This is a genomic window from Cardiobacterium sp. (assembly GCF_057314735.1).
Genome location: NZ_DBHKZK010000082.1, coordinates 16,464 through 36,115, shown reverse-complemented (window position 1 = coordinate 36,115; position 19,652 = coordinate 16,464). Strand labels below are relative to the sequence as shown.

Sequence of the window (19,652 nt, the reverse complement as noted above, 5' to 3'; positions counted from 1 at the left end):
GAACCTCCAGATTAAGTTAAAGGAAAAAGCGGGTATTTAGTGGTGCGGCTCGGTAGTCGAGAGGTAGACAACAGACAGCACCATGATGATATAGGCCTGAAGCGAGACGATCAGGATGTGGAAGATGGCCCATGCGCCGCCCGGTATGAACTGGAAGAACCACGGCAGGAAGGCAATCAGGATGAAGACGAGTTCCCCGGCAAAGAGGTTGCCGAAAAGACGCAGCGAGAGCGAGATCATTTTGGCGAAGTCTTCGATGAGTTTCAGCGCCAGGTTGATGGGGTAGAACAGGATTTTGCCGATGAGGGATTCGGATTCAAACGGATGGTTGCCCATGGCCTTGATGAAGCCGAACGGGCTGTTGTTTTTCAGCAGATAGATGTAGGTGAGGGCAATGATGGTGATGGAGATGGCAAAGGTGGCATTGGCATCGGTTGAGGGGACGATTTTCAGGTGATGAATGCCAAACTGGGCGGCAACGCCGGGCATGAAATCAACCGGGATCATGTCCATCACGTTCCAGAAAAATACCCAACAGAAGATGGTGAGCGCCAGCGAGCCGATGTCGGCGCGTGATTTGCCGAAGAAGTCCTTGACGACGCCATCCACGAAGTCAAAAGCCATTTCGGCGACGTTGACGGCGAAGGAAGGCGGTTCGTTGTTTTCGAGGTGTTGCAGGGCGCGCAGTCCCATTTTGCGCATCCACCAGCAGAACAGGCTGCCGAGCAGGATGGAAAAGAAGAGGGTGTCAATATGCAAAGACCAGAAACCTTCACCAATGCTGAGATTGGTCATGTGGTGGTTAATGATTTCTGCCGCATTTTGTTCTGCCATACGTTCCTCTTAGCGTTTCAGTAGTGCCCAGAAATAGGCGGTGCAGGTTACTGCGAAGCCGATCAGGATGCCCAGCGGGTTGCCGTGCCGGATGAACCAGGCGCCCAAAATCAGCACGCTGAGCCATTTCAGGATTTCTGCAAGACGGACGGCGCGGACAAATTGTCTTGCCGGTAATACTTGCGGTAATCGTCTGAATATCAGCATGGCCAGTACGGTGGGCAACAGGCAAAGCAATCCGCCCATGAGGACGGAGATACTGGTGTCGTGCCACGGACTTGCCCATGTGCAAAGTGTTATAACAGTCAGGATAACACTTTGTGTTTTCAGCAGATATTGCAGGGTTTCCTTCATTTGTGGTGCGCGGGATTATAAGAGCTTGACCGGGAGGGGTCAATAAAAATCCATATTCCGTTAATTTATCCAAAATTTTTATTTCGGCAAATGCGGCGGTTCAGGTTTCGGGTTTGAAGCCCCATTTGGCGAGGATGCCGTCCAGTTCGTCAAGGTTGTTGTATTTGAGGACGACGCGGCCACGGCCTTTGCCGTTGTCGCGGATGGCGACGGGGTAGCCAAGGTAGCTGCCGAGGCGTTCTTCCAGCGCGTCAATGTTGATGTCGCGCGGCGGCGGGGGAACACTCTGGTCAGGCGATTGCTGGATTTGTTTGACCCGTGCTTCTATCTGGCGCACGCTGTATTTGCGCGCCAGCGTCTCGGCGAGCAGGGTTTTCTGCTGGCTTTCGCTCAGGGTGAGCATGGCGCGCGCGTGTCCCATTTCGATGTCGTTGTTGTAGAGCGCGTCTTTGACCGGCTGGCTCAGTTCAAGCAGGCGCAGGATGTTGGTCACGGACGAGCGCGAGCGGCCGACGATTTGTGCCGCTTTTTCGTGGGTGAGGTTGAAGTCTTGTACCAATTGTTGCAGGGCGCTGGCGACTTCGAGGATGTTGAGGTCGCTGCGTTGCAGGTTTTCGATGAGGGCGACGGCGAGCGCCTGCTGGTCGTTGTAGTTTTTGACGACGCAGGGGATTTTCGTCAGCCCCGCAATCTGGCTGGCGCGGAAGCGGCGTTCACCAGCGATGATTTCGTACTGGCCGTCGGCGATAGGGCGGACGACCAGCGGTTGCAGGATGCCGTGTTCGGCGATGGATTGCGCCAGCTCTTGCAGGGTGTCGTCGTGGAAGATTTTGCGCGGTTGGTAGATGCCGGGGCGGATTTTGGCGGCGTCGATTTGTTTGAGCGCTTCAAATTCGGGCTGGGCGATGACGTCGCGCGCCGCTTCGCCGAGCAGTGATTCAAAGCCGCGTCCGAGGCCGCCGCGTTTGGTTTTCAGCATTTTGGTCTCTCCTTGTTATTGCCCCAGGCGCTGTTTCAGCTCTGCGGCGATTTCGCGGTAGGCGACAGCGCCTTTGGCGGTGCTGTCGTACTGGACGATGGGCAGGCCGTAGCTGGGCGCTTCGGCGAGGCGGACGTTGCGCGGTACGACGGTGGTGAACATCAGTCCTTTCAGATAGGCTTCGAGGCTGTCCGATACTTCGCGGGTGAGACGCGAGCGCGCATCGAACATGGTGCGGATGAATCCGGCGACGCGCAGGTCGGGATTGACGGTCTGGCGCAACTGGCCGACGGTATCAAGCAGGGCGCTGACGCCTTCGAGGGCGAAGTATTCGCACTGGATGGGGACGAGAACGTAGTTGGCGGCAACGAGCGCGTTGACGGTGAGCAGGTTGAGCGTCGGCGGGCAGTCAATCAGTACCCAGTCGAAGCGCTCCGCCCAGCCGTGGATGTGTTTTTTCAACAGCGCGTGGCGCATATTTTCCTGAAAGAGCGCTTCGTCCGAGCCGGTGAGGTCGGCATTGGCGGGCATCAGCCAGATGTGCGAGTTTTCGCAATAGATACAGGTGTCTTCGACGCTGCGCGTGCCGAGCATGACGTCCATCACGCCGTGCTCAACGCTGCGCCGCTCCACCCCGCAGGCGACGGTCGCATTTGCTTGCGGGTCCATGTCTATCAGCAGCACGTCGGCACCGCTTTCGGCGAGGACGGCGGCGAGGCTGACGGCGGTCGTCGTTTTGCCGACGCCGCCTTTCTGGTTGGTGATGGCGATGATGTGGCTCATGCGCGCTCCCGGCGGATGTCCAGCAGGATGCGTTCGCCATCCAGCAGCGGCACGGTGAGCGGGTACAGCGCGTGAATGGCGAAACCGGGGACGGTCAGCGTCTCCGCTTCGCGTCCTTTCATCAGCAGCCAGCGGCTGTTGTCGTCGCCCAAATGGGCGGTCAAGGCGATGAAGCGGTCGGCGGCGGCGAGTGCGCGGCTGATAATCACCGCTTGCGGCGGCGCCTGCCAGTCTTCGACCCGTTGCGCCACCACTTGTACATTGGCGAGCGCCAGCACGCGCACCGCTTCGCGGATGAACGCCGCTTTTTTGCCGTTGCTTTCCAGTGCGGTCACGGCCAGCGCGGGCTGCATGATGGCGAGCATCAGCGCGGGCAAACCCGCCCCGCTGCCGATATCGGCCAGCGTCGCCGCGTCCTTTATATAAGGCAGCACGGCGAGGCAATCGAGGATGTGGCGCGGGATTTGTTCTTCCACGTCGCGCACGGCGGTGAGGTTATGCACCTGGTTCCATTTGTTGAGCAGGTTCAGATAGGTGGCGAACTGCGCCCGCTGCGCCGCATGGACGGCGAACGGCAGTGCGTCCAGCCCGCGCTCCAGTTTTTCCTGCGCCCCGGCTGGCAGCATCAAGCCACCTGCGCGCGGAAGTATTCAAGCAACAGACCGACCGGCCGCCCGGTGCCGCCTTTCGGCGCGCTGCTCTTGAAGGCGCTGCCGGCGATGTCCAGATGCGCCCAGGGGTAATCGACAAATTCGGAGAGATAGGCGGCAGCCGTCACCGCGCCCGCATCGCGCACGCCGGAAATATTGGGAATGTCGGCGAACGGACTGCGCAACATCTCGCGGTATTCCGGGTCAAGCGGCATGCGCCAGGCGGGGTCGCGTGCCGCTTCCCCGGCGCGCAGCAGGGCGTCGGCAAGCGCGTCGTCATTACTAAAGAGACCGCTGCGCACGCCGCCGAGGGCGACGACAATCGCGCCGGTCAGCGTCGCCATATCAATCACCGCCTGCGGCTGGTAGCGCGTCGCATAGGTAAGCGCGTCGCAGAGGATGAGGCGGCCTTCGGCGTCGGTGTTCAGCACCTCAACCGTCTTGCCCGACATCGTTTTCAGAATGTCGCCGGGGCGAATGGCGTTGCCGTCCGGCATATTTTCGACCGAGGCGACGAGACCGACCAGATACAGCGGCAGTTGCGCTTCACACACCGCTTTCACTGCGCCGAACACCGCCGCCGCGCCGCCCATGTCGCCCTTCATCTCGTCCATCGCTCCGGCGGGTTTGATGGAAATGCCGCCGGTGTCAAACGTCACGCCCTTGCCGACCAGCACCTGCGGTTTCGCATTCACCGCGTTTTCCGGGTGATACTCAAAAATAATGAAGCGTGGCTCATTGACGCTACCCTGCGCTACGCCGAGCAGCGCGCCCATGCCGAGCGCCTCGATGTCCTTTTTCTTCAATACTTTGACGGTGAGCGCCTCATAATCCTTGGCCATCGCCTTTGCCTGCTCGCCGAGCCAGGCGGGGACGCAGACATTCGGTGGCGTATTGACCAAATCGCGGGTGAAATAACTGCCCGCCGCCCAGGCACGCGCCAAATCGAGTGCCGCCTGCGCCGCCTTCTTCTCCGCCTTGTCGCAGACGAAAACCCACTCATGCTTGCGCGCCTTGCCCGCATTGCTCTTGAAGGCATCGAAGCAGTAGGCATCGTGCGCGGCGGCGCGTGCCATCAGCGCAATCGCCTCCACGCCGCTGCCGAGCAACAGTGCGACCTTCGCCCAGCCGGACTCGTCCGCCAACTGCTGCACCGTCGCCGTCGCCCGTTGCAGCGCGCGGTCGTCGTCATCGCGGCATAACACCGCCACGCGCGGCGCGGCCAGCCCCGGCACATCAACAAACAAACGCAGCGCGCCTTTCGGCGGCAAATTCCCTTTCTCCGCCTGCGCCGTGAAAAAACCGCCGGACGCCGCATCCAGCACAGCCAGCGCGGGCGAAAAACTGCCATCGGATGCCAGCGACACCGCGACCACTTCGGCGGCGACTTCAGCCGGCGAACACGCCTTCAAAGAAAATTTCATAAAGCACACTCCAATCAGTTAAGCTGCGCAGCCAATAAAAAAACAGGCAATGCGCCCGTAAAAAACGGCGCTAGCATAGCACAAACTCACCCCGCCCATGCCCATCCTCTACCGCTACATCATCCGCGAAACGCTCGCCGTTTTCCTCGCTACCAACCTGATATTGCTGACAATCCTCTTGAGCTTCCGCCTCTCCTCGCTGCTCGCGGCGGCGGCGGCGGGCAACATGGCACTCTCGGCGGTGTGGATGCTCATCGGCCTGCAAGCGGTGCGCTTCCTCGTGATATTGATGCCGCTCGCCTTCGTCCTCGCCGCCGTGATGACCCTCGGCCGCCTCTACCGCGACCACGAAATCAGCGCCGCGCTCGCCTGCGGCATCGCCCCGCGCCACCAAACCCGCGCCCTGCTCACCTGCGCCGTCCCCGTCGTCCTGCTGCTGCTGGCGCTCAGCATGAGCATCCTGCCGCGCGTTTACCGCAGCCAGGACACCCTGCGCCAACAGGCGCAACAAGAAGCGGGCATGATCCTCTTTACCCCCAACACCTTCCGCCGCCTCGATGACGGCACCGTCGTCCACACCGGCGCCATCGAAGGCGGCCAACTGCGCGACTTCCTCATCGCCCGCGACGAGCCCGACGGCGGCCACAGCCTCATCCTTGCCGACTACGGCGAAATGCAGGGCGACGAACAACAGCGCCACCTGCTGCTGCACCACGGCCGCCGCCTCGCCTGGAACGCCAACCACGACCCGGCACACACCACCCTCTTCACCTACCAAAACGCCGACCTGCGCCTGCCCGGCGCCAACACCCTCGCCGCGAATGACAACCGCCTGCGCAACCTCGCCACCAGCGAACTCGGCACCAGCCCCGAACACCTTAGCGAATGGCAAAGCCGCAGCAACCCGGCGATAGCGCTACTCATCTACGCCCTCGCCCTGCCGCTGCTCGCGCGCAGCCAGCCGCGCCAGGGGCGCTACCAAAAAATCGTCCCCGCCTTCATCGCCTTCGCCCTCTACATCAACCTGCTTGACCTCATCACCATCGCCATCCGCAAACAACAAATCCCGCCGCTGCCCGGCAGCTACTGGCTGCACGGCGCCGTCCTCGCCACCATCCTCGCCCTGTGGCACAGAAGCCGGAGCCGCGCATGACCCGCTTCGACCGCTACCTGCTGCGCACCATCACCGCCACCAGCCTGATTGCACTTGCCTTCCTCCTCGCCGTCGATTACATCGTACAAATCTCGGTCGATGCCGACGACCTCGGCCAGGGCAGTTACACCCTCGCTGTGCTGCTGCTGCAACTGCTGCTCGTCCTGCCGCAAAAACTGCTGCTCTACGCCCCCGCCGCCATCCTCGTCGGCACCATCATGGGGCTCGGCCAACTCTCCGCGCAGAACGAAATCGCCGTCGTCCGCGCCGCCGGCATCTCGCGCCTGCGCCTCGCCCGCGCCGGTATCGCCTTCGCCCTCATCGTCGGCGTGCTGAACATTGTGAACGGCGAAACCATAGCGCCCCAACTCGCCGACCGCAGCCGCCTGCTGCGTAGCCAGGCGCTGGGCGAACCCGCCGACACCGGCCCGGCACAAGGCATCTGGCTCAAACAACAAAACACCATCATCCACATCGGCGCGCTCAACGCCGACGGCAGCCTCGCCCGGCTGCGCAGCTACCAGAGCGACGCCGACCACATCACCATCCAGGAAGCCGACCGCGCCACCTGGAACGCGCCCGACTGGCAACTGGAAAACCCGCGCGGCTGGCGCACCAGCGCGGAGAAAACCGAAAACACCGCCGCGCCCGCGCGCTGGCAAAACGGCGCGACCCCGCAGGCACTGCACGCACTCGCCGCCATCAACAGCGCCGAAACCCTGCGCGAACTCTACACCCTGACCCGCTTCATGGCGGCGAACGGCCTCAACCACGAACACGAAAGCCTCAAACTGTGGCAACGGCTGCTGACCCCGCTCACCACCGCTGCGATGGTACTGCTGGCGCTGCCGTTTGCCTTTGGCAACAACCGCAGCGGCCAACAGGGTACCCGCCTCGTCACCGGCATCCTGCTCGGCGTCGCTTATTACGTCGCAAGCGGCGTCATCGCCAACCTCGCCCTGCTGCTGCACTGGCCGCCGCTGCTCGGCGCGGCACTGCCCATCCTCATCTTCACCATTCCGCCGCTCATCCTGCTGGTGCGGCAGTAGCGCCGTAAACGCAGCCCCAATCGCCGTATTTCCCTACCGTGGGTCAAGCGCTCCGTATGGCACGGGCATTGCTTGCGCAGAGAACAAATATAGCCATCCACCGAAAGCCTCATACTGTGTTGCGCCGCTTCGCCGTACAACCGCGTACTGTCTTCAGCGGCGCGCCTTGTCTGAAACTTTCGGTGGATGGCTATATATCCATACACCAAACGAGGTTGCCATGCTCGCCTTTACCCTCTTCTATCAACTGTCCGCCATAGTCTTCTTCTCCGTCCTTACCTACCCCAATCTCCCGCCCGACCCGGCACTCATCGCCCAACTGGAGCAGTCGCGCCCGGCGGTCAGCGGCCAAAATGGCTATGCGGCGTTACGCGCCCTGCCCCTGCAAGCAAGCGATAATTTGCCCAAAGACCTGCCCCGGTGCGGGCGTGATACCCCCGATTGTCTCGCCCAGGCGCGTGAACACCTCGCCGGGTGGCGGGCGATTGCACCGGCATGGCGCGAAACCTGGCAGATGCAGGACGCCATGCTGGACGCGCTGCGGCAATACGATTACTTCCGTCCGCTGCCGGAGCAGTACAACGGCAAGACATGGCCGACATTTGTGCTGCCCCTGCTAGGCACCAGCCTGAACGCCTACCGCTTCGCCGCTGGTGAGCACGACGCGGCACTGCATGGCGCCTGTCGCGATGCCAAACTCGGCCTGCGCTTCATCCAGAGCCACGGGCTGGTGCTGCAAAGTCTGGTTGGCATTGCGCTGGTGGAGCGCAATATCGCCTTGCTCGCGCAAATGCGGGCGGAACTGCCGCCGGATGCGCCATTGCCCGCCGACTGCGACGCCTTGCAAGCGCAGCCCGCCGAAATCATCGCCCTTTGCCCGCTGATGTATGCCGACTGGCTGGGCTATAGCGAGGCGATGCGCGAGGCAGATGCTGAAGTCGCTACCAGCATGAAGGATGATGCAGAAAAATCCTTCTATTTCATTACAGCGCGTCAGATGCGCGCGCAAACCCTCTACGAAAACAGCCGCTATTGCGCGCCGGAAATCCTCGCTGCCATCGCCCGCGACGAAGTGCGCATACCCGCGCCGGAGCGCTGGCCGAAATACTGTTCGCCCATCAATACGCTTTGCCGTTTCGCCTGGCATGACCGTAGCAGAGACCAGGCAGGCCTGCTCAATGCCAATCGCTATCTGCGTGCCTTTGCGCTGTTGCGCCACCCGAACGCGCCGCTGCCGCCCGGCTATAGCCGCGATGGCGACACGCTCACCTTTACCCTGCACCCGGAACAACGCGACAAAAATATCGCCCGCACCGTCACCCTGCCGCTACCCGGCAGCCGCGTGCCGCAATGACAAGCGGCGGGCGGCTTATTCGCCCTAAGGGCTGTTTACAATTGAAAAATCCCCCTCCTCCGCAGGGCGAAACCCGCAGCGGGCGGGTTCCGTGCGTAGGGTGTGTGGCGGCGTAGCCGACACGCACGCGGGAATTTGACATCGGCAAACGCGTGCGTGCCTGCGGCACACACCCTACAAACCAATGGTGTAGCTCACAAAATCGTCGCCACGCAACCACATTGGTTTGGGCGCGTTTACGGCTGAATGATAAACAGGCCTTAACCAAACCGGCGAATGAAATCATCATGTTATGGCTAATTGTAAACAGCCTCTAGGGCAATGCGCTGTTGCCGCCGCTGCCGGGGTGTACCTGTAGCTGTTCCCAGGGGATGACGGTGCCGGCAGGATGGGCGTGGACGGCGGCGCGGGCGGGCAGCAGCGGGCCGATGTACGCGCCTTGCGGGGTCAGATAAAAATAGGGATAGAGGTAGTGGCGCGGCTGGTAGGGGTAATCGCGCATCGCCTCCGGGGCGAGCCGCTTCAGGGTGTCCAGCAGCCATTGCGCGCGCCGCTCGCGCGCTGTCTGGTCGGCGGGGTTGTCATCGTCCAGCGGGTGCGGCGGGCTGTCGCCGAGCCAAAGCAGGTCTTCCAGTTCGAGGCCGCGTCCGGCGGCGAGGCTGTAAGTGATGCCGCTGTCGGTGGCGTAGGGCGCGCCGCAGCTGTTTTCTTCGTGCAGGTGGAAGCTGGCGTAATGGTCGTCAAGCAGGGTCGGGGTGATGGTGACGCGGTATTGCAACGCGGCGCGTTTGTCGGCGGGCAGGGCGGCGAGACATTCGCGGCGCGCGGCGAGGGTGTTGAGCGCCTGCGCGCGCAGGTACTGGTTCAGCGCATCGCGTTCGGCATCGGGATAGCCGCTGGCAATAAGCGGGTGTTCGAGGCCGCTGTCGGGGTCGCGGTACCATTGCAGGGTTTTGCCGTGGTCGGTGCTGGTCGCGGTTTTTTGGAAGGCGACGTCGGCGAGCAGCGCGGCGGCAAAGGGCAGTTCGGCGGCGTAAAGGCGGTTTTCCGGGGCGGTCACAGGAGCAGGGTAGGGCGCAAGCGCGGTGCCGTTCCACCAGGCGTTGCCGTCGTGCAGGCGCAGGGTGTCGCCGTGGGCGTTGCGGTAGCAGGTGGCGCCGTCGTCGCAGGCGGGCGATGGCGTGAGCGGCTGCGGCAGGCGTTCGGCTTCGTCGTAGTATGCCAGCGTGTCATCGCTGGCGACGAGGGTATGGCCGCCCATGTCGCCGCGGTAAAGGGCGGCGTGGGCGGGGAGGAAGGCGGGGAGGAGAAAAAGGTATGGGCGCATGGCGGGTTCGGGGCGGCAAGGGGATTCACATAACAGGGGAGCGGTAATAGTTTGCGCTGGGACAAGTCCTGTCCTACGGCATCCCCGCCAAGGGCGGAGGAAACAGCACGGTTGTAGGTCGGGCATTTGTGCCCGTCATGAAGGTGTCGGCCATAAATGGCCGACCTACGGGTTTGTACTTTCTCCATCCCAAATTTTATTTCGGATGCATCATGTAGGCGGGCACGAACAGCGATGTAAGTTGGGCTGGCGCGCAAGCTAACCTCCTATTCTTTGTATCAGAATGATGGAGGTGGCGTTCGCCAGCGCCCATCTTCTTTATAGAAGAGCATTTCCTCTATCACGGCGGTTTCTTCTTTGCCATTATCGACAATCGTGACTTCAATATCGCAATAGGCAACTCTTTTATCCTCGTATTTTTCTTCTTTACATTTTTGCAGTGTCATTTTTTTTAACTCAATATTGGGTCTGGGCATTTTCATCGCATCAGCCATTGCTGCACCACCCAAAATAGCCTGGAACATAAATTCTTTCATTACCTGCTCCGCTTCCGCCTGTGTTGGCTCAAATTTTCCGCCGGTATTTTGGCATCCGGCAATGAGCAGAATGAGCGCGAGGGATAGTATTTTCATTGTTTACTCCTTAAATAAAAGCGCCGCATCGCGGCGCTTTCAGCATTCAAAAAATTATTTCGGATGCACCATGTCGGCAGGCACCACCAGCGCGTCAAATTCTTCGCCGGAAAGCAGGCCGAGTTCTATCGCCGTTTCGCGCAGCGATTTGTCGTTTTTGTAGGCGGTTTTGGCGACTTTCGCCGCGTTTTCGTAGCCGATTTTGCGGTTGAGCGCCGTTACCAGCATCAGCGAGTGATGGAGGAAGTAGTCGATTTTTTCCGGCACGGGCTCAATGCCGACGGCGCAGTGGTCGTTGAAGCTGTTGCAGGCGTCGCCCAAGAGGCGGATGGATTGCAGCAGGTTGTAGGCAATCACCGGCATGTAAACGTTCAGCTCGAAGTTGCCGGCAGCGCCCGCCATGTTGATGGTGACGTCGTTGCCGAAAACCTGGCAGCAGACCATGGACAGCGCTTCGCATTGGGTCGGGTTCACTTTGCCGGGCATGATGGAGGAGCCGGGCTCGTTTTCCGGGATTTTGATTTCGCCCAGACCGCAACGCGGGCCGGAGGCGAGCCAGCGCACGTCGTTGGCGATTTTGTTGAGGCTGGCGGCGAGGGTTTTCAGCGCGCCGGAGGCGAAGACGGCGGCGTCGCGTCCGCCGAGCGCTTCAAATTTGTTCGGCGCGGTGACAAACGGCAGGCCGGAGAGTTGCGCCAGTTCGGCGGCGGATTTGGCGGCAAAGTCGGGGTGGCTGTTGAGGCCGGTGCCGACGGCGGTACCGCCGAGCGGCAGTTCGTAGAGGTATTTGAGCGCGTCTTGCAGGCGGGCAAGGCCGTGGTCAAGCTGGGAAACGTAACCGGAAAATTCCTGACCGAGGGTAAGCGGGGTGGCGTCTTGCAGGTGGGTGCGGCCGATTTTGACGATGCCCGCGAAGGCTTTGGCCTTGGCGTCGAGGGTGTCGCGCAGTTTTTGTACCGCCGGAATGAGCAGGTGGTTGATTTGTTGCGCGGCGGCGACGTGGATGGCGGTGGGGAAGCTGTCGTTGGTGGACTGGGCGTGATTGACGTGGTCGTTCGGATGCACCGGCTTGTAGGCGGCGAGCCCGGTTCCGGCCAGCTCGTTGGCGCGGTTGGCGAGCACTTCGTTCATGTTCATGTTGGACTGCGTGCCGGAGCCGGTCTGCCAGACGACCAGCGGGAATTGTCCGTCCAGTTTGCCCGCCAGCACGTCATCGGCGGCGCGGACGATGAGGTCGGCCTGTTCCTGCTGGATGCGGCCCAGCCCGGCGTTGGTCAGCGCGGCAGCTTTTTTCACCAGCGCCATCGCGTAGATGAGCGGCTGCGGCAGGGTTTCGCCGCCGATTTTGAAGTTCTGGTAGCTGCGCTGCGTTTGCGCGCCCCAGTAGGCGTCAGACGGAACCTGGACTTCACCCATGGTGTCGTGTTCGGTGCGTGTGGTCATCGTGTTTACCTCGTGTTGAAATGTGTGGTGATTATACACCGCCGCCCCGTGCAAACCCGGCGGGATGCGCCTAAAATGCGGGCATCATCATTATTAAGGACAACCACCATGCTCATCATCACCGGCCTGGCCGGCGCGGGCAAAACCATCGCGCTGGATACCCTCGAAGACCTCGGCTACTACTGCATCGACAACCTGCCGAGCGCCCTGCTCGACAGCCTCGTGCGCGATTTCGCCAGCGAGCAGGCGCAACCGGTGGCGGTGGCGATGGATTCGCGCAATGCCGCCGACCTCGCCGCCCTGCCCGACAAAATCCGCGCACTGCGCCAATACGCCGACATCCAAATCCTGTTTCTCACCGCCGACACCGACGTCCTCGTGCGCCGCTACAGCGAAACACGCCGCCCGCACCCGCTGCACATCCGCGCCGAAAGCGCGCGCGCGCTGCCGGAAGCGATTGAATACGAACGCCATTTGCTGAACCCCTTGATGAATCTCGCCGACATCATCCTCGACACCAGCGGCTACAGCGTTTACCAACTGAAAGACCGTCTGCGCACCGTCCTCGGTGACGCCGCCCCGGCGCTCATCATCACCCTGCAATCCTTCGGCTTCAAACACGGCACGCCGGTCAATGCCGATTTCCTTTTCGACGTGCGCTTTTTGCCCAACCCCTACTGGGACCCGGCCATCCGCGCCTACAGCGGCAGCGATGCACCGGTCATCGCCTTTCTCGAACAATACGACGAACCGCGCCGCTTCGTTGCCGATACCGCCGCCTACCTCAAAACCTGGCTGCCCGCCTTCGTCCAGGGCAGCAACCGCGCCTACCTCACCATCGGCATCGGCTGCACCGGTGGCCAGCACCGCAGCGTGTACGTCACCGAACAACTCGCCGCCCGGCTCAAGCCGGATTTTCCGGGGCTGCACGTTGAGCACCGCGACCGCAAGAGCCATACCCCATAACCCCATTTACATACACCTTGAGCGCTCAAGTGTATGTAAATTCCCCACCCAACCGGAGACACCCATGAAACTCTACTACTACGACCACTGCCCCTTCTGCACCCGCGCCCGCATGATAATCGGCCTGCGCGGCCTTGACGTTGAACAGGTTGCGCTTGCGAACGACGACGAAGCGACCCCGATCGGCCTCGTCGGCAAAAAAATGGTGCCAATCCTCATCAAGGCAGACGGCACGGCGATGGGCGAAAGCCTCGACATCGTCCGCTATCTTGACGAATACGCGGGCGGCGAACGCCTCGACGACACCATCCGCCCCGCGCTGCAAGCGTGGCTGGACACGGTAAACGCCTACAGCAACCAACTGCTCTCGCCGCGCAGCACCCGCATCGGCCTGCCCGAATTTGCGACCGAATCGGCGCGCGCCTACTACACCGCGAAAAAAAGCGCGGCCTACGGCGACTTTGCCGAAAACCTTGCGCGCAGCGACGAACTGCTCGCCCGCCTGCACGCCGACCTACCCGCGCTGCTGCCGCTCATCACCGCGCCTGACCACCTCGGCGCGCGCCTGGGTTACGAAGACATCATCACCTTCCCGCTGCTGCGCAACCTCACCATGGTCAAGGGCGTGCAGTACCCGCCGGAAATCCACCGCTATGTGGAGACGATGAGCGCGAAGTGTCGCGTGCCGCTGTTTGACGACCGCGCTATTTGAGGGACCGTTTATATAGCCATCCACCGAAAGTTTCAGACAAGGCGCACCGCTGACCGTATGAGGCTTTCGGTGGATGGCCATGAAAAAAGCCGGAGCAAATCCGGCTTTTTTCATGGCTGTTGCTGCGCCGCTTCTTCTGTCGCGTGTGCGCGCAGCCAGTCGCGGTACGGCTGCCCGTCCAGCCACAGGCTTTCGGCAACGATGGTGCCATCCTTGACCCGCACGCCGAGACTCGCCGCCACTTGCGGGCGGCTGCCATCGCCACGCCAGCGCAGGGCGTCGTCAATGCTGGTGGCATCGTCTTCCGGCAGGTAGAAGCGGGTGAGCGGGATGTCAATGCGGATTTTTTCGCCCGGTTTGGCGCTCGCCGGGATTTTCCAGGCGAAGGCGCTTTCCTGCGGTTCACGGCTCAGGCGGGTAATGTGGGCGAGGCCGGTCGGGTCGGCACCGAGAACGGCGTAGAGGGTGTCGCCCGCGCCGAGGCCTTCCGGCAGGTTGTGTTCGCGTGCGCTTTCCGGGAAGGAGAGGGCGAGGTAGCGGCCACGCATGACGTCGTAGGGGTCAACGGGTTGCAGCGCGAGCCGCAGCGCCGTGCCGTCACGGAGGATGGTTTCGCCGCGCATGATTTGGCTGATGGGTACCGCCCATTGCAGCGCAAAGAGCGGGAGCAGCAGCAGAAGGAGGGCAAGGCGTTTCATGATTTTTCTCCCGGCGTGGTTGCGACCGCCTGCGGGCGGCGCGCCAGACGCAGGTTGAGGATAAAGAAGGCGGCACCGGCGCCGATAAAGACCGTGCCTTTCAGCCACAGCGGCAGTTCGTCGGCGACGAAGCGGGCAAAGAGCGCCATTAGTACCCAAATCAGCGCGGCATTGACGACAAACAGGCTGTGGTCCAGCGCCACCCGCGCCCGCCACAGACCGAGGACGACGACAAACAGCGTCGGCAGCCACGGCCACGCCTGGCCGAGCGTCTCGCGCTGTTCACCGAGGAAATAGAGCAGCACGCCACTCGTGGCAAAGGCGGCATCCCACCAGGTGAGCTGCTTCCAGCGGCACAGGGCGAAGATGAGCAGCGCGGCGTTGACGGCGGTAAGCGGCGTCAGGGCGAGAACAAGGCGTAGGCTGTCGTCGGTATGACCGTCGCTCAACCACTCCGGAAAGAGCAGGATAACGGCGGGAACCAGCTGAAAAATAATGGCCATCGCGTTGCGCCAGCCAAGCGTGCGCGCCGCCAGATACCATGAGGCAAGACAAATCCAGACCGGCAGAAAATAACCGTGCGCCGCGCCCTCCATACAGAGCGCCAGGGCAAACGCCAGCCCGTTCCCGGCAGCAAACGTGCGCCAGGCCAGGGACTGGCAGCGGTACGGCTCGCCGCGCTGGCGTTGCCACAACAACAGCGCCAGCAGTACCAGCATCGCGGCGGGATACTCCCACGGCGAAAAGCCGTCGTGGAAAAACAGTCCGCCGTCAAGCGTGGCAAAACCAAACACGTGCACAAGAAAGGCAACAAAAAACGCCGCCGCCCAACTGCGCGTCAAAAACGGCAGTGGCAGCGCCAGCAAAATCCAGGTGCGCCAAAAAACAGGCGGATTGGCTTCAATATGATACGTCTGCGCCACCAGCGCAATCGCCGCGCCCACCGCCAGCGCCAACACCAGCGCGCTACATTCACGCCAGGCAGCATTTAGCGGTCGCGCAAAAATCGCATACAGCAACGCCAACTGCGCCAGCGCCAGCGGCGTCAGCGACAGCACCACCCGCACCTCGCGCGACAACACCGCCCAGTTGGCGGCAAACAGCGCAATCACCCCGGCGCTGACGCAAAGCATGGCAAACAGCGACAGCACCAACTGCCACCACGCGCCCGACTGCGGCGTCGTCAGCGCATACTGCCCGCGCAACAGCGTCGCCTGCTCCGCTGAAACCCAGCCTTTCTGCTCCCATAGGGGCAATTCTGCCAACAAATCGCGGGAAAACGCCGCGCGACGGTTCATACAAACTCTCCGGTAACACTTTGCCGTGCATGATACGCAAAACCCGGCAGGCACAAAATAAAATTCCCGTAGCAACAGGCAAATCGCTTACAATTTGCCGCGTTCTCCGGCTGCGGAGAATGTTCCGTTTACACATAGCAAAAGGTGTCTCACATGAAAAAACTGATGCAAACCTCACTAGCTGCCCTGCTCCTCGCAGGCGTTACCCTCGCTGCAAGTGCACAAGACGTCGGCATGGGCAAAAAATCCCAGGAGCTTGGCCAAAAAATCGGACTGGAAGTCATGCAGGAAGTGATGAAAGACGGTGGCAAACCGACCCCGGAATCCGTTGGTAAAAAACTGGTCGAAAAACTGCGTGCCAACCAGGACGAAATGAAAAAAGCCGGTACCGAAGATTGCACCACCCTTTACGGTGCAGACAAAGCCAGCAATTGTCAGTGTGTTACCGACAAAACCGACTATGAAGCCGTATTCAACCTGATGGAAAAACAAATGGCTGACCCGCAAAACCAGCAAACCGAAGCCGTCAAGGCGCTGGAAGCCAAAGCCGAAGAAAATTACAAGGCTTGCGACCTTGACATCAAAGTCGCCAAAGAAGCCGCCGAAAAAGCCATGAAAGAAATGACTGGCAAAAAAGGTTGATTGCCCGCCGACAAAACCCCGCCCTGCGGGGTTTTGTTGTCTCTGCCGTCCTGCCATAACCCCTTCCCCTGATTGCCTTTTACCGGAGTACACATGAAAACCATCCTGAAACCCGCCCTTGCTGCCCTGATGCTCAGCAGTATCAACCTCACCGCTGCAGCAGCAAACAGCAACCCCAGTGCAGTTGATGCGCTGATTGAAAAAGTCGGTAACGAAATATTGCCGGAAGTCATTGCCGAAGCACAGGCCAGCGGCAAAAAACCGACCAAAGAAGCATTGGCCAAAAAATTCATGGCCAAACTGCGCCAACATCCGGAAGAATTAAAAACAGCCTTTATCGACGAATGCACCAGCAAAGAAGGCAAGGATAAAAAAGAAGCCTGCAAATGTGCCGTCGAAAAAATGGATATGGAAGCCAATCTTGCACTGATGGAAAAAGAAATTGGCAACCCGAATGCGGACCTCTCGGCAGAAAAAGCCAAATTGGACGAAAAGAACAATCAGGTAGAAATTGCTTGCGGATTGAGCAAAGCGCCGGAAAAAAACAAATAACCCGCTTTGCCGCAGTATCGCCTTGTACGGTGTTGCGAAACCATTGCCGAAACAGCGCAACCATGGAAACAGCTGCACGCAGTATGGGCAAAGAAAATTGAATCAAACATTGCCGTAGCAAAGGCCATTGAAAAAAGCCTGAAGCAACGGTCATTGCCCCGCCTCGCTCCGGCGGGGTTTTTTGTCGCTCGCAAAGCCGCCGCTGCGCTGGAGTGCGGCCGCGTTAGCGGTTAATATCGCGCCATCATCCATTGAAACTGTAAGGAGACTTTATGACAGCCGTAAAAAAATCCCCCGCCCGCAAGCCGCGCCAGGCCACCGCGCCCGTCATGGAAAAAATCATCGACGTCGAGCCGATTGGCAAACCCGGCTCGCCGCAGGTGGAAGCCCATGAAATCAGCACGAAAACCCAGCGCGCCGAAGACAGCCAGGCGGAAGCACTGCGCGACATCATCAGCCGCGACATCGCCGATGGCCGCATGGGCGAGCCGGGCAGCTATCTCGATACCGTCCTCGCCAGCTTCTCGCCCGACGATCTGGAAAAACTGCACCGGATGTTCCTCCGCCACAGCACGCCGGTGGCGGAAGACGGCGTGTTGCGCCCGGATGACGAACTGGTCGAAGGCTGGCGCGAAGGCGTTTACCCCTACAAAAACCGGATGAGCCGCAAAAACTACGAAAAGCAGAAATACCACCTGCAAGTCGAGCTGCTCAAGCTGCAAAAATGGGTGAAAGAAACCGGGCAGCGCATCGTCATCCTCTTTGAAGGGCGCGACGCGGCGGGCAAGGGCGGCACCATCAAGCGCTTCATGGAGCATCTGAACCCGCGTGGCGCGCGGGTGGTCGCGCTGGAAAAACCGACCGAATCGGAAGCGGGGCAATGGTATTTCCAGCGCTACATCAAACATTTGCCGACCCGTGGCGAAATCGTGCTGTTTGACCGCAGCTGGTACAACCGCGCCGGGGTCGAGCGCGTCATGGGCTTCTGCACCCCGGCTGAATACGACGAATTCATGCGCGAAGTGCCGGATTTCGAGCGCAACCTCGTCCGCAGCGGCATCATCCTCATCAAATTCTGGTTTTCCGTCAGCCAGGACGAACAGCGCCGCCGCTTCAAGGAGCGCGAGGCGCACCCGCTGAAACAATGGAAATTAAGCCCGATGGACAAGGCCTCGGTGGACAAATGGGACGACTACACCGCCGCCAAGGAAGCGATGTTCTTCCACACCGACACCGCCGAAAGCCCGTGGATTGTGGTCAAGTCCAACTGCAAAAAACGCGCGCGGCTGAACGCGATGCGCTACGTCCTGAGCCGCATCCCCTATCAGGAAAAAGACAACGCGCAAATTGGCGCAATTGACCCGCTGCTGGTGGTGCGCGCCGGGGCGCTGTACGAAACGGACAACGCCAAACTGCGCACGGCGATTGACCACGGCTGATGCGGCGAATCTTGCCATTTATAGCCATCCACCGAAAGCCTCATACGGTGTTGCGTTGCCTGACCGGGCACCCTAAAAAATGGCTCCGCCATTTTTTAGGGAAACTCGCGCCGTACAACCGCGTACTGTCTTCAGCGGCACGCCTTGTCTGAAACTTTCGGTGGATGGCTATACATACACCTTCCCCGCTATAGTGTATGTAAACGGGCAGGACGCGTCGCCAACCGGCGATTTTTGCTGAAAAAATCCCGTCGCCTATGGCAGGCGGACGGAAAAAGGATGATAATTTCTCGCGAGGGGCGACTGCCCCGCTTTCCTGTCCATCCAACAAAAAAAGGATTTATTAAATGAAGATATTACCCCAAACTCTTGCACTGGCACTGCTTCCCTGCCTGCTCGCCGCCTGTGGTGGTGGTGGCGGCGATGACAATAGTGTAAACAGCGCTGTAAACAGCCCGCGCGATGAGCTTTCCGCCCAGGAAAAACAGGCATTTGAGGCCAGTCAAGTGTCCTCTGATACGATGAATTGGTCAGGCGACCCTGAACCTTTCCGCCTTACCGTCGCGGGTAAAACGATCCAGGATGCAACTGCTGACGCCATGCGCATTGACGGACGCAGTCTGCCCGCCGGCTTTGCTTCTCTCCCCGGCAATTTCTATTTCGCGAATACTAATGACAACGACGCTGCGACAGTACGCAGCTATCGGGGCTTCCGTAGCGGTATTTTTACCGCCCGCACCCATGAAGAAGGCGTTTGGGCTTCCGCTGGACATTATGGTGTAGCGACCCGGGCGGAGCAGATACCGGCCTCCGGCAAGGCTACCTATAACGGTGTCGCCTTTGACATCAGTGACCGTGGCACGCTCACCTATCACGTTGATTTCGGTGCTAAACAGGGCGAAGGACAAATTCAAGGGTTGAGCCGCTACGGCAACATCACCTTGCATCCGGCCAAGATTGGCAATGGCAATAGTAATGGCGCCAAAATAGAAGGTAAAGCCAGTACGGTAGGAAAATCAATGGAATACGATGCCAGATTCTTTGGGTACGGCGCGGAAGAAATTCTTGGCACTGTCACTAATGATGACACCGTTGAATATATCGGCTTCCACGGCACGCGCGGCGACATTCAGTAACCGCTTAGTCAACAAAAAACGCCGGGTAACCGGCGTTTTTTACGAGCGGCATTTATAGCCATCCACCGAAAGCCTCATACGGTGTTGCGTCGCCTGGCCGGGCACCCTAAAAAATGGCAAAGCCATTTTTTAGGGAAACCCGCGCCGTACAACCGCGTACTGTCTTCGGCGACGCGCCTTGTCTGAAACTTTCGGTGGATGGCTATATGCAGATTGCACCACGGCTT

At 60.4% G+C, this 19,652-nt stretch carries 20 protein-coding genes; 9 read left to right on the top strand and 11 right to left on the bottom strand.

What is annotated here, in order from left to right:
- Positions 1-36 precede the first annotated feature (36 nt).
- The 6 genes from ACO54Z_RS12530 to ACO54Z_RS12505 all read right to left on the bottom strand — a co-directional run bounded on the left by ACO54Z_RS12530 (position 37) and on the right by ACO54Z_RS12505 (position 5,024).
- Entirely contained in the window at positions 37-834 is a 798-nt protein-coding gene (locus tag ACO54Z_RS12530; protein WP_298079320.1) for a FoF1 ATP synthase subunit A, read from the bottom strand.
- A gap of 9 nt (positions 835-843) precedes the next feature.
- Positions 844-1,188 carry an ATP synthase subunit I gene (locus ACO54Z_RS12525; protein ID WP_485997314.1) on the bottom strand — a complete coding sequence of 115 codons (345 nt, stop codon included), beginning with the start codon at positions 1,186-1,188 and terminating at the stop codon, positions 844-846.
- Positions 1,189-1,288: 100 nt separating this feature from the next.
- Positions 1,289-2,167 carry a ParB/RepB/Spo0J family partition protein gene (locus ACO54Z_RS12520; RefSeq protein WP_485997313.1) on the bottom strand — a complete coding sequence of 293 codons (879 nt, stop codon included), beginning with the start codon at positions 2,165-2,167 and terminating at the stop codon, positions 1,289-1,291.
- Positions 2,168-2,182: 15 nt separating this feature from the next.
- Positions 2,183-2,950 carry a ParA family protein gene (locus ACO54Z_RS12515; protein ID WP_298079323.1) on the bottom strand — a complete coding sequence of 256 codons (768 nt, stop codon included), beginning with the start codon at positions 2,948-2,950 and terminating at the stop codon, positions 2,183-2,185.
- Positions 2,947-3,576 carry a 16S rRNA (guanine(527)-N(7))-methyltransferase RsmG gene (gene rsmG, locus ACO54Z_RS12510; protein WP_485997312.1) on the bottom strand — a complete coding sequence of 210 codons (630 nt, stop codon included), beginning with the start codon at positions 3,574-3,576 and terminating at the stop codon, positions 2,947-2,949. Before rsmG ends, ACO54Z_RS12515 begins: the two co-directional genes overlap by 4 nt.
- Positions 3,576-5,024 carry a leucyl aminopeptidase gene (locus ACO54Z_RS12505; RefSeq protein ID WP_485997311.1) on the bottom strand — a complete coding sequence of 483 codons (1,449 nt, stop codon included), beginning with the start codon at positions 5,022-5,024 and terminating at the stop codon, positions 3,576-3,578. The genes rsmG and ACO54Z_RS12505 overlap by 1 nt, the downstream gene beginning before the upstream one ends.
- Positions 5,025-5,121: 97 nt before the next feature.
- Here ACO54Z_RS12505 and lptF point away from each other — a divergent pair, with 97 nt between their 5' ends.
- From lptF to ACO54Z_RS12490, 3 genes are all read left to right on the top strand, one after another.
- Positions 5,122-6,177, top strand: coding sequence for an LPS export ABC transporter permease LptF (gene lptF / locus ACO54Z_RS12500; RefSeq protein ID WP_485997310.1), 1,056 nt, complete (start codon positions 5,122-5,124; stop codon positions 6,175-6,177).
- A complete protein-coding gene (gene lptG, locus ACO54Z_RS12495; RefSeq protein ID WP_485997309.1) occupies positions 6,174-7,226 on the top strand; it encodes an LPS export ABC transporter permease LptG in 1,053 nt (350 codons plus the stop codon). Before lptF ends, lptG begins: the two co-directional genes overlap by 4 nt.
- Positions 7,227-7,446: 220 nt before the next feature.
- Positions 7,447-8,580: a hypothetical protein gene (locus tag ACO54Z_RS12490; RefSeq protein ID WP_485997308.1), complete on the top strand. Its 1,134-nt coding sequence runs from the start codon at positions 7,447-7,449 to the stop codon at positions 8,578-8,580.
- 313 nt (positions 8,581-8,893) lie between these two features.
- On the opposite strand, the gene ACO54Z_RS12485 is transcribed toward ACO54Z_RS12490, so the two are convergent.
- The 3 genes from ACO54Z_RS12485 to fumC all read right to left on the bottom strand — a co-directional run bounded on the left by ACO54Z_RS12485 (position 8,894) and on the right by fumC (position 11,982).
- Complete coding sequence (locus ACO54Z_RS12485) at positions 8,894-9,907, bottom strand: hypothetical protein (protein WP_485997307.1); 1,014 nt, start codon at positions 9,905-9,907, stop codon at positions 8,894-8,896.
- Between the two features lie 278 nt (positions 9,908-10,185).
- Positions 10,186-10,539, bottom strand: a complete 354-nt coding sequence (locus tag ACO54Z_RS12480) for a hypothetical protein (RefSeq protein ID WP_485997306.1) — start codon at positions 10,537-10,539, stop codon at positions 10,186-10,188.
- 54 nt (positions 10,540-10,593) lie between these two features.
- Entirely contained in the window at positions 10,594-11,982 is a 1,389-nt protein-coding gene (fumC, locus tag ACO54Z_RS12475) for a class II fumarate hydratase (RefSeq protein WP_485997305.1), read from the bottom strand.
- Positions 11,983-12,090: 108 nt separating this feature from the next.
- On the opposite strand from fumC, the gene rapZ reads away from it, so the two are divergent.
- Both rapZ and grxB read left to right on the top strand, forming a co-directional pair.
- Positions 12,091-12,948 carry an RNase adapter RapZ gene (rapZ, locus tag ACO54Z_RS12470; RefSeq protein WP_485997304.1) on the top strand — a complete coding sequence of 286 codons (858 nt, stop codon included), beginning with the start codon at positions 12,091-12,093 and terminating at the stop codon, positions 12,946-12,948.
- A gap of 64 nt (positions 12,949-13,012) precedes the next feature.
- Positions 13,013-13,660 carry a glutaredoxin 2 gene (grxB, locus tag ACO54Z_RS12465; protein WP_485997303.1) on the top strand — a complete coding sequence of 216 codons (648 nt, stop codon included), beginning with the start codon at positions 13,013-13,015 and terminating at the stop codon, positions 13,658-13,660.
- A 110-nt stretch (positions 13,661-13,770) separates the two neighbouring features.
- Here the strand turns inward: grxB and ACO54Z_RS12460 are convergent, their stop codons facing one another.
- Both ACO54Z_RS12460 and ACO54Z_RS12455 read right to left on the bottom strand, forming a co-directional pair.
- The gene (locus ACO54Z_RS12460; RefSeq protein ID WP_298079870.1) at positions 13,771-14,358 is read right to left on the bottom strand and encodes a GDYXXLXY domain-containing protein; all 588 of its coding nucleotides are present in this window, start codon (positions 14,356-14,358) and stop codon (positions 13,771-13,773) included.
- The gene (locus ACO54Z_RS12455) at positions 14,355-15,656 is read right to left on the bottom strand and encodes a DUF2157 domain-containing protein (protein ID WP_485997302.1); all 1,302 of its coding nucleotides are present in this window, start codon (positions 15,654-15,656) and stop codon (positions 14,355-14,357) included. Before ACO54Z_RS12455 ends, ACO54Z_RS12460 begins: the two co-directional genes overlap by 4 nt.
- A gap of 153 nt (positions 15,657-15,809) precedes the next feature.
- On the opposite strand from ACO54Z_RS12455, the gene ACO54Z_RS12450 reads away from it, so the two are divergent.
- The 4 genes from ACO54Z_RS12450 (at position 15,810) to ACO54Z_RS12435 (ending at position 19,425) form a co-directional block, all read left to right on the top strand.
- Positions 15,810-16,298: a hypothetical protein gene (locus ACO54Z_RS12450; protein WP_485997301.1), complete on the top strand. Its 489-nt coding sequence runs from the start codon at positions 15,810-15,812 to the stop codon at positions 16,296-16,298.
- 93 nt (positions 16,299-16,391) lie between these two features.
- Entirely contained in the window at positions 16,392-16,850 is a 459-nt protein-coding gene (locus tag ACO54Z_RS12445) for a hypothetical protein (protein WP_485997300.1), read from the top strand.
- Between the two features lie 272 nt (positions 16,851-17,122).
- On the top strand, positions 17,123-18,289 hold the full coding sequence (gene ppk2, locus ACO54Z_RS12440) for a polyphosphate kinase 2 (RefSeq protein WP_485997299.1): 1,167 nt from the start codon (positions 17,123-17,125) through the stop codon (positions 18,287-18,289).
- 347 nt (positions 18,290-18,636) lie between these two features.
- A complete protein-coding gene (locus tag ACO54Z_RS12435; RefSeq protein ID WP_485997298.1) occupies positions 18,637-19,425 on the top strand; it encodes a factor H binding protein domain-containing protein in 789 nt (262 codons plus the stop codon).
- The last annotated feature ends 227 nt before the right edge of the window (positions 19,426-19,652 follow it).

Coding starts and splice junctions, on each gene's coding strand:
- rsmG (WP_485997312.1), bottom strand. CDS start 3,576: ATGCTGCCAGCCGGGGCGCAGGAAAAACTGGAGCGCGGGCTGGACGCA.
- rapZ (WP_485997304.1), top strand. CDS start 12,091: ATGCTCATCATCACCGGCCTGGCCGGCGCGGGCAAAACCATCGCGCTG.
- lptF (WP_485997310.1), top strand. CDS start 5,122: ATGCCCATCCTCTACCGCTACATCATCCGCGAAACGCTCGCCGTTTTC.
- ACO54Z_RS12480 (WP_485997306.1), bottom strand. CDS start 10,539: ATGAAAATACTATCCCTCGCGCTCATTCTGCTCATTGCCGGATGCCAA.
- ACO54Z_RS12460 (WP_298079870.1), bottom strand. CDS start 14,358: ATGAAACGCCTTGCCCTCCTTCTGCTGCTGCTCCCGCTCTTTGCGCTG.
- ACO54Z_RS12505 (WP_485997311.1), bottom strand. CDS start 5,024: ATGAAATTTTCTTTGAAGGCGTGTTCGCCGGCTGAAGTCGCCGCCGAA.
- ACO54Z_RS12445 (WP_485997300.1), top strand. CDS start 16,392: ATGAAAACCATCCTGAAACCCGCCCTTGCTGCCCTGATGCTCAGCAGT.
- ACO54Z_RS12515 (WP_298079323.1), bottom strand. CDS start 2,950: ATGAGCCACATCATCGCCATCACCAACCAGAAAGGCGGCGTCGGCAAA.
- ppk2 (WP_485997299.1), top strand. CDS start 17,123: ATGACAGCCGTAAAAAAATCCCCCGCCCGCAAGCCGCGCCAGGCCACC.
- ACO54Z_RS12520 (WP_485997313.1), bottom strand. CDS start 2,167: ATGCTGAAAACCAAACGCGGCGGCCTCGGACGCGGCTTTGAATCACTG.
- ACO54Z_RS12530 (WP_298079320.1), bottom strand. CDS start 834: ATGGCAGAACAAAATGCGGCAGAAATCATTAACCACCACATGACCAAT.
- lptG (WP_485997309.1), top strand. CDS start 6,174: ATGACCCGCTTCGACCGCTACCTGCTGCGCACCATCACCGCCACCAGC.
- fumC (WP_485997305.1), bottom strand. CDS start 11,982: ATGACCACACGCACCGAACACGACACCATGGGTGAAGTCCAGGTTCCG.
- ACO54Z_RS12435 (WP_485997298.1), top strand. CDS start 18,637: ATGAAGATATTACCCCAAACTCTTGCACTGGCACTGCTTCCCTGCCTG.
- ACO54Z_RS12525 (WP_485997314.1), bottom strand. CDS start 1,188: ATGAAGGAAACCCTGCAATATCTGCTGAAAACACAAAGTGTTATCCTG.
- ACO54Z_RS12485 (WP_485997307.1), bottom strand. CDS start 9,907: ATGCGCCCATACCTTTTTCTCCTCCCCGCCTTCCTCCCCGCCCACGCC.
- ACO54Z_RS12490 (WP_485997308.1), top strand. CDS start 7,447: ATGCTCGCCTTTACCCTCTTCTATCAACTGTCCGCCATAGTCTTCTTC.
- ACO54Z_RS12450 (WP_485997301.1), top strand. CDS start 15,810: ATGAAAAAACTGATGCAAACCTCACTAGCTGCCCTGCTCCTCGCAGGC.
- grxB (WP_485997303.1), top strand. CDS start 13,013: ATGAAACTCTACTACTACGACCACTGCCCCTTCTGCACCCGCGCCCGC.
- ACO54Z_RS12455 (WP_485997302.1), bottom strand. CDS start 15,656: ATGAACCGTCGCGCGGCGTTTTCCCGCGATTTGTTGGCAGAATTGCCC.